The organism is Paenibacillus sp. FSL H8-0315 (assembly GCF_038005365.1).
In the GTDB taxonomy this organism is placed as follows: Bacteria; Bacillota; Bacilli; order Paenibacillales; family Paenibacillaceae; genus Paenibacillus_AQ; species Paenibacillus_AQ odorifer.
In genome coordinates this window covers 1-1,063 of sequence record NZ_JBBOTA010000011.1, presented here as the reverse complement: position 1 = coordinate 1,063, position 1,063 = coordinate 1, and the positions used below count along the sequence as shown (strand labels likewise).

The window sequence follows — 1,063 nt, the reverse complement described above, 5'->3', positions numbered from 1 at the left end:
GGACTATGCGGTCTGGCAACAAGGCACGCTCGAGGTTGAGCAGATGGAAGCGCATGAGGCGTACTGGCTGTCCGCCTTTGCGGAGGAAGCGCCGGTGCTGGAGCTGCCGACCAACCATACGCGTCCGGCGGTGCCAAGCAGCGAGGGCGGACGCGTTCATGCGGAGATTAGCGCGGACGTGGCCGAAGGGCTGAAGAAAGTCGCAACGAAGACCGGATCAACGCTGTACATGGTACTGCTTGCAGCCTATAACGTGTGGTTACACAAGTACACGGGGCAGAGCGACATTGTGGTCGGTACGCCGGTGTCGGGGCGCACACATGCGGACACGGAGCCGATGATCGGGATGTTCGTGAACACGCTGGCGCTGCGCAACGCCCCGTCCGGGGAGAAGCGGTTTATTGACTTCGTGCGCGAGGTGAAGGTGCGGACGCTGGCAGCGTTTGAACACCAAGACTACCCGTTCGAGGAACTGGTGGAGAAGCTGAACGTGCGCCGCGATAGAAGCCGTAACCCACTGTTCGACACGATGCTAATATTGCAAAATATGGAGCAGACACGCTTTAGCCTAGCGGACATTGAGGTTCGCCCGGTCGAACTGAACCATCCGGTGACGAAGTTTGATTTGACGCTAAACGTCGTGGAAGTCAATCAAGGCCTTCACATGTCACTGGAATACAGTCGAGCCTTGTTCAATGCGTCTACGATTGAGCGTCTATTGTCTCACTTTGTACAACTGTTGACTCAAATTACCGAACGAACGGACGCAAGCATAGCTTCTCTACAACTGGTAACACCAGAGGAGAAGAAGCAGTTGCACGCGTTCAACGATACAGCAGCGGACTATCCGCGAGAAGCGACGATCCACAGGCTGTTCGAGGCCCAAGTCGAGAAGACACCAAACGCGGTGGCGGTTGTGTACGAGGACCAGCAGCTGACTTATGCGGAGCTGAATGCGCGGGCGAATCAGCTGGCTTGGACACTGCGCGAGCAGGGTGTGGGCCAGGATTGCATCGTGGCGGTCCTGATGGATCGCTCTGTGGAGATGATTGTCGGGGTGCTG

1 protein-coding gene is annotated in these 1,063 nt (G+C 57.2%); it reads left to right on the top strand.

What is annotated here, in order from left to right; genetic code table 11:
- Positions 1-1,063 (top strand): condensation domain-containing protein (locus tag MHB56_RS29785; RefSeq protein ID WP_341144432.1); only part of this gene is annotated, 1,063 nt, incomplete at both ends.